At 75.9% G+C, this 7232-nt stretch carries 2 protein-coding genes; one reads left to right on the top strand and one right to left on the bottom strand.

All coding sequences use genetic code 11. The annotated features are described in order from the left end of the window. On the bottom strand, nucleotides 1–3396 hold a 3396-nt coding region (locus NBW84_RS20765), incomplete at its 3' end, for a UvrD-helicase domain-containing protein (protein ID WP_250286586.1). Nucleotides 3397–3645: 249 nt separating this feature from the next. Here NBW84_RS20765 and NBW84_RS20770 point away from each other — a divergent pair. Further along, on the top strand, nucleotides 3646–7232 hold a 3587-nt coding region (locus tag NBW84_RS20770; RefSeq protein ID WP_250286588.1), incomplete at its 3' end, for an AAA family ATPase.

A 7232-nucleotide genomic window follows, 5' to 3' on the forward strand; every position in this document is an offset into this window, starting at 1 on the left:
GGGCAGGGCCGCGGCGTGCTCGAGCGCGGTCTGGGCCGCCGTCCGCAGCCGCGCGAGAACGCCGCGGCCCCGCGCCGGCACCGCGCCCACGAGAGGCCCGGTGGGCGTCGGACCTACCGGAGGGCCGGCCGGTGCCGTCCCCGCCGGGATCGCGGTGCCTGCCGGGAGCGGGGAAGGCGCGGGAATCCCGCCGGCCGGCGTGTCGTCGCCGATGAGCTCCAGCAGGTACGCGACGCCCGGGGTGTCCGCGAACCGGTTGTGGGACCGGCGCTGGAAGGGGAACCCCTGCCGGTCGAGGGCGTCCATCACCGGCCGGGCCTGGCGGGCCGTGCGGTAGAGCACCGCGATGTCGGAGAAGGACAGCCGGGCCTGCTCCGTCCCGTCCACGCCGGTGTCCAGCGCGTGGAAGGACGTGCCGCCCAGGGCCTCATCGATGAGGCCCACGACGACCGATGCCTCGTCGGCCTCGTCGGCGGTACGGCGCAGCAGCACCGGGGCGCTGCGCGGATGGTGCCCGACGGCGCGCAGGGTCCGGCCGGGCACCAGGGTGGCCGGTTCGATCAGGCGGACGGCGGCATCGACGATCATGGGTGTGGAACGGTAGTTGCGGGTCAGCGACACCACCTCCGCGTCCCGGAAATCGTCCCGGAAACGCAGGAAGAAGCCCACGTCGGAGCCGCGGAAGGAGTAGATGGCCTGGTCCGGGTCGCCGATCGCGCACAGGTTCGCCGCCGGCCACGCGCCGGTCGCGCCGTCGGCGGCGGAATCCCCGCCAGCGACGTCCTCCGATGGCTCCGACGCCCCCGGTGCTTCCGATGGCTCCGGTGCTTCCGGTGCTTCCGGTGACGCGGCCTGCCACGGCACCGACCGCGCCGACCGGGCGGGCGAGGCGTCGCGGAAGCGCCCGGCCAGCATGGTCAGCAGGACGTACTGCAGCTCGTCGACGTCCTGGTACTCGTCGACCCAGACGTGCTGCCAGCGCGCCCGGTACTCGTCGGCGACCTCGGGATGCTCCCGCATCGCCAGCACGGGCAGCTGGACGAGGTCGTCGAGGTCGACCAGGTTGCGCGCGCGCAGCCCGCGGTCGTACTCCCGCGCCAGCACGGCCAGCTCGTGCCCGTCGGTGGGCTCCCCGAGCGCGCGGGCACGGCGCAGCCCGGCCAGCGCGCGCCGCAGCCGCTCCAGGTTGCGCGCCCCCGACGCCGTGCCGGCCAGCGCCTCCCGCAGGACCTGCGCGCGCACCGCCTCGTCCGCGACCGTGACGCCGGGCCCCAGGCCGAGCCGGGCGTGCTGCTCCTGGACCATCCGCAGCCCCAGGCCGTGGAAGGTGGTCGCGAAGACGCGCGACGCCTGCTGGGGGATGAGCGCGTCGAGCCGTTCACGCAGCTCGGCCGCGGCCCGCCGGGTGAAGGTCACCGCCAGGCACCGCTCGGCCGGCACCGCGCACTCCCGCACCCGGTACGCGATCGCGTGGACGAGGGTGCGGGTCTTGCCGGTCCCCGGCCCGGCGACGATCAGCAACGGGCCGTTCGTGACGGCCGCCGCGGCACGCTGCTCGGCGTCGAGAGCGGCCAGGACGGACGAGCCGGGCATCTCGGGCGGCGCGCTCGGAAGCGGCGCGCTCTGGAGGGGCACGCCCGTCACGGAACCGGCGGCGGGCGCGTCGAAGGATGGTGGGCCGGCGGCGGGCGGGCCGGAGGGGGGCGTGTCGGCGGCCGGGACACGCAGCCGAGGAGCCGGGCACGCCGGATCCGGCGTGCCCGATGAATCCACGGTGCTGTCCACCGCGGTGCTGCCCACCGCGGACGGGGCCGCGGATAAGGATGCCGGCCGGCCTGCTGGCGCCGGCACGGACGGCGCCAGCGCGGTACGGACGGCGCGGCCTGCCCGACGGGCGGAGCGAGCTCGGGAGCCGCCCGCGGCCGCTGCCTTCTCCCCCGCTGCCCGTTCCCCCGCCGCCTTCTCCGCTGTGCCGCCCGGCTCTGCGCGGCCCGGCTCTGCGCGGCCCGGTGCCGTTGCGGTGGCGCCCGGCACCGTTGTGCCGGCAGGCGGAGCCGTTACACCGGCGGACGATGCCGCTGCGTCGGCGGGCGGTGCTGCCGTGCCGGCGGCGAGGTCGAACAGCGTGCCCGCGTCCGAGCTGAGCTCTTCCGGACGGAAGAGGCGGATGACGCCGTACTCGCCGTCGTACCCGGCCTCGCGGATCACCTCCTCGTTCCGCAGCCGGCGGATCGCCTCCACCAGCGCGGACGAGCCGACCTCGGCGATCGCGTCCAGCGGCACCTCGGCGAGAATCCCCAGCTCCGGGCCGAGCCGGGTGGCCAGCGCCGTGACCTGCGCGGCCACCGCCTTGCTCTTCGGCCCGACCCCGAGGATCTCCCCCACGACCTCGGGCAGCGCCACCAGTGAGCGCACCTCGCCCGCGGTCGGCGGGCGGACCCCCTCGGCGCGGTCGGCGAGCGTGTCCACCCGGTGCAGGACGCCGACGGTCAGCGCCCGTCCGCACTGCGGGCAGCGCCCGTCCGCCTGCCGGGTCTGGCTCGGTTCGTAGCGGACGTTGCACTTGCGGTGGCCGTCGAGGTGGTACTTGCCCTCCTCGGGGAAGAACTCGATCGTGCCGGCGAACCCGTCCCCGGTGCGCAGCGCCGCGAGCATGGCGAAGTAGTCGACGTCGCAGGTGAACGCGGTCGCCTCCCGGCCGAGCATGGGCGGGGAGTGCGCGTCGGAGTTGCTGACCAGGCGGAACCGGTCGAGCCCGGACAGCCGCCAGAACATCGGCGGGTCCGCGGACAGGCCGGTCTCCAGCGCGAAGATGTGGTCGGCCAGGTCGACGTAGCAGTCCTCGACCGCGTCGAAACCGGACTTGGAGCCCAGCACCGCGAACCACGGCGTCCACACGTGGGCCGGTATCAGGTAGCAGCCGTCGCCCGCGCCAAGGGTGATCTCCAGCAGGTCGCGCGAGTCCAGTCCCAGGATGGGACGCCCGTCCGCGGTGAGATTGCCGATCTTCGCCAGGCTCGTGGTGATCCGGGCCGCGGCGTCGGTGCTCGGGGCGTAAAGAAGGTGGTGGACCTTGCGGGTCCGCTCCCCCCGCTTGTAGATCGTGGAGATCTCCGTGGAGAGCATGAACCGGGTCGCCACCCGGCAGGACGCGGGCAGGGCCCGCAGCACGTCCGCCTCAAGGTCGGGGCGCAGCCGGAACAGGCCGGGCTCGGCCGGCACGAGCTTGGTGACGATCTCCTGCGTCCAGGCCGGGTGGGTGAAGTCTCCAGTGCCGATCACCTGGATCCCCTTGCGCGCCGCCCACCAGGCAAGATGCTCCAGGTCGCAGTCGCGGCTGCAGGCCCGTGAGTACTTGGAGTGGATGTGCAGGTCCGCAAGAAACCGTGAGCTCACAGCTGGGTATGTTGTCGCACCCGCGCGCTCGCACACGCGGCGGCCCGCCGGGCCGGGCCATCGGCCCCCCTTCGACAGGTTCCCCCCGGCCGGCTCCCGCCGCCCGTGCCCGCCCGCGACGCCACCCGGCATGACCGCATCCCAGTGGGACGCGTCATTATGGGCACTGCCGCAACGGGATGTGTCCGCCGGTGTGCGCATCCGGCCATCGGAGGAAGCCCTCGGGGGCGGTCGCATCCGGAGGGGACTATGACCGATCAGACGGCGGTTCGCCAGCCGCGCCATCACGACGGGCACCATCACGCTGATCGCCCCGACGAGCGCCGTGACAGCGAGCGCCGGGGCGACGAGCGGCTCGGCGGCGGGCAGCGTCGCGCGGGGCGAGCGGGGCGGCAGGGCGAGGAACAGCCCGGCGAGGAACAGCCCGGCGGGGAACAGCCCGGTGCGGAAAGCGGTGCCGGGCCGCTCCGCGCGGAGTACCACCTCGACGACCGGCGCCGGGCCACGCTGACCGACCGGTGCCACCGGCTGGTCCGGTTCCTGCGGGAGATCGCCCTGGCCCAGGCGCCGCGGGTCACCACGGTCGACGAGCATCCCGCCGTGGTGTGGCTCGACGACCTCCCGGACGGGCTGTCCCTGTTCGAGCAGGCCGGCCCCGGCGAGGTGCTGCTCGCCGCACCCGCCGCGGCGGCACTGCCACCACCGCCGGCGCTGCCCGGCCCGCTCACCGACTGGGTCGTCATGGCCGAGCCGGGCGAGCCGGTCGAGGAGTTCCCGCCGCTGCGCGAGATCGGCCCACGGACCCGCGTCGAACTACGGCCGGACGGCATCCAGCGCGAGATCACCGAAACCATCCGGCTCGCGGACGCGCCCGAGATCCGGGCTGCCTACGCGCAGTGGCTGCCGGCCTGGCGGATCTGGGCGGCCAGGGCCCGCGCGGACGCCGACCGGCGGGCCCTGCACAACGTCCTGCACACGGTGGCCCAGCGCCTGGCGCAGGAGGGCGACGCGCTCGAGCTGGTGCTCTGCACCGGCCTGCTGTCCTGGCAGGTCCCGAGCCCGGTCCCGACGTCGGCATCGGCGTCGGCGTCGGCGTCGGGACCGGCGTCCACGGCGCGCCCGGCAGCCGCGCCCGGCCCGTCCGCGACCGGCATGCCCTCGCTCGACCCGGCGGCAACGATCACATCGGCAACGATGCCGGGCCGGCCGGCGCTCGGCCCGGCGGCGGCACGCCCGTCCGTGACAGGCGGGCGGCCTTCCGCGACGGACGGCCCACCCGCGGCTGTCGAGGTCCGTCATCATCTGCTCGCGACCAGGCTGCTGGTGGAGATCGACGCGGCCAGCTCCGCCATCCGCCTGCGGCTGCCCGCCGAGGCCACAACCCGGCTGGAGGACAGCAGCCTGCTCGACGGGGTGGCGGCGTTCCGGCCGGAACGGACCAACGCGCTGCACGAGCGGCTGCGCGGCCGCCCCGCCGTCTCCCTCGGCTCCGACGACGAGCGGGTCCTGCGCGACTGGCTGACCCTTGCCGTGGACGTGTCCACCGACGGCTACTCGCCGTCCTGGCAGCCGGCGGCGCGGCCCGGCCCGCGCCCGCAGGTGACGTTCGCCCCGGCGTTGGTGCTGCGCGCCCGCGGCCGGGCGGCGCTGCTGAACTACTACGACCAGATGCTGGACGCGCTGCGCGGCGACAGCCCGCCCCCGCTCGGCCTGGTGCAGCTGGTCGAGACGCTGGAGGCCGACGAACGCCTGGCCTGGCTGGCCGCGGGCACGGTGCCTGCCGGAGACGTGCTGCCTGCCGGGGACGCGGCGCCCGGCGGGGACGGCCCGGGCGACACCGCGCCGCTGTTCCCGCTGCCGGCGAACCCGGAGCAGGCCCACGTGATGGAACGCCTGCGCCGGGACAACGGCGTCGTGGTGGAAGGGCCACCCGGGACGGGCAAGACCCACACGATCGCCAACCTGATGTCCGCGCTGCTCGCCGAGGGCAAGCGGGTGCTGGTCACCAGCCAGAAGGCGCAGGCGCTGCGGGTGCTGCGGGAGAAGATGCCCCCGGAGCTGCAACGGCTGTGCGTGTCGCTCACCGACCTCGACGACACCGGTTCGACCGAGCTCGCGGTGAGCATCAGCGCGCTCGCGGCGGAGAAGGCCGCCTTCCGGCCGGACGACCACGACCGGCGGATCGCGCGGCTGCGCTCCCGGCGGGACGACGCCGTCGCACGCCGGGCCGAACTGGCCGAACTGATCCAGCAGCTGCGCGCGGCCGAGGGCGTCCACCACAGCAGCGACGATGTGGCGCCGGGCTGGGAGGGCACCCTGGCCCGGATCGCGGCCCGGGTGCGGGATGAGCACGCCGCCCACGGCTGGCTCCCCACCCCCGTGCCCTGGCCCGCCGCCGGTCAGGACAGCGCCAGCGCCGGTGGCAATATCACCGACAGCGACCGGGGACGCGGCGGCGATGGCGCTGCCGGCGGGCACGGCCCGACACCCGCCAGCGGCGGTCATGGCGGTCATGGCGGTCGCAACGATTACAACGACCACGGTGGACGCGGCAGCCGCGGCGAGTATGGTGGGCCGCCGCCAGCACCCCTGGACGCCGCCGAGGCGGCCGAACTGCTCGCCGTGCTGCGCTCCCGCACACCTGCCCGGGCCCACCGGCTCGCCCAGGACCCGACCGATCCGGACCTGCTGGTCCCGACCGGCACGATCCGCCAGCTGCTGGCCGCCGAGCAGGCCGCCTCCTCCGTCGCCCACAACAGCGCGGCCACCCTTGGCGAGCCGGTCGCCGCTCTCGCCGACCGGCTCGCCGGGCTGTCCCCGGCGCGGGTGGACGCCCTGCGGGCGGCCGCCGCGGAGCTGACTGACGCCCTGGCGCTGGTGGCGGGCCATCACACCCGCTGGGCGTGGGTGCAGACAGCGCTCGACGACGCCCTCGCCGGCCGTGACGCCGTGCTGTGGGAGAAGATCGCTTCAACCACGCCGGCCGTCGAGCAGGCCGCCGGCGCGCTCGAGCGGGTCGGGCTGCACACGGTCGTCCTGCCCGCGCTGACCGAGCGGGGGCCCGCGAGCGCGCAGGTGCTGCTCGCCCACGGTGAGGCGCTGCGGGCCCACCTGGCGGCCGGCCACGGCCTGCGCGCCGTCTTCCCCTCGAAGGCCCAGAAGAACGCGGCTCCCCTGCTCACGGAGGCGGCTGTCGACGGCATCCCCCCGCGCACCCCCGACCTGCTCGACGTGGTACTCGCCCGACTGACCGCGCAGGTCTGCCTGGAGACGGCGAGCAGCGCCTGGGCGCTGGTGGACGTACACGTCGACCCCGACGCCGCCCCCGAGGTGCGCCTGGCCCGCCTGCACGATCTGGCCGGCGCCCTCGCCGCGGTCGACCACGCCCGCGGCGCGCGCGACCGCGTCCTCGGCGTCCTGGCCTCCTTCGGCGCTGCCAACACCTCCGCCGCCGCCGGCGCCTTTGGCACGTCGGACGCCCCGGGCACCGCCGTCACGGGCACCGCCGTCACGGGCACCGCCGTCACGGGCACCGCCGTCACGGGCACCCCGGCCGCCGGCGGCTCTCTCGGTGTCACGTTCACCGGGGCCCGGGCCTGCCGGGATCTCGCCGCCGCGCTCGAGGACGTCCGGTGGCGGCAACGCGCCGCCGCCGCCACCGCGGATCTCAGCCGCATCCACGGCCGTTACCTGGCGGCGGCCAGGACCGGGACGTCCGCTCCGGAGCTGGCCGCGCTCGCGGGCGCGCTGGCCGCCCGCGACGTCACCGCCTACGAGGCCGCCCGGGCCGCGCTCGAGGCGGCCGACGGCGAGCGGGACGCGGAGCGGCGCTGCGT

The sequence above is a fragment of the Protofrankia sp. CiP1_Cm_nod2 genome (assembly GCF_920664355.1).
In the GTDB taxonomy this organism is placed as follows: Bacteria; Actinomycetota; Actinomycetes; order Frankiales; family Frankiaceae; genus Protofrankia.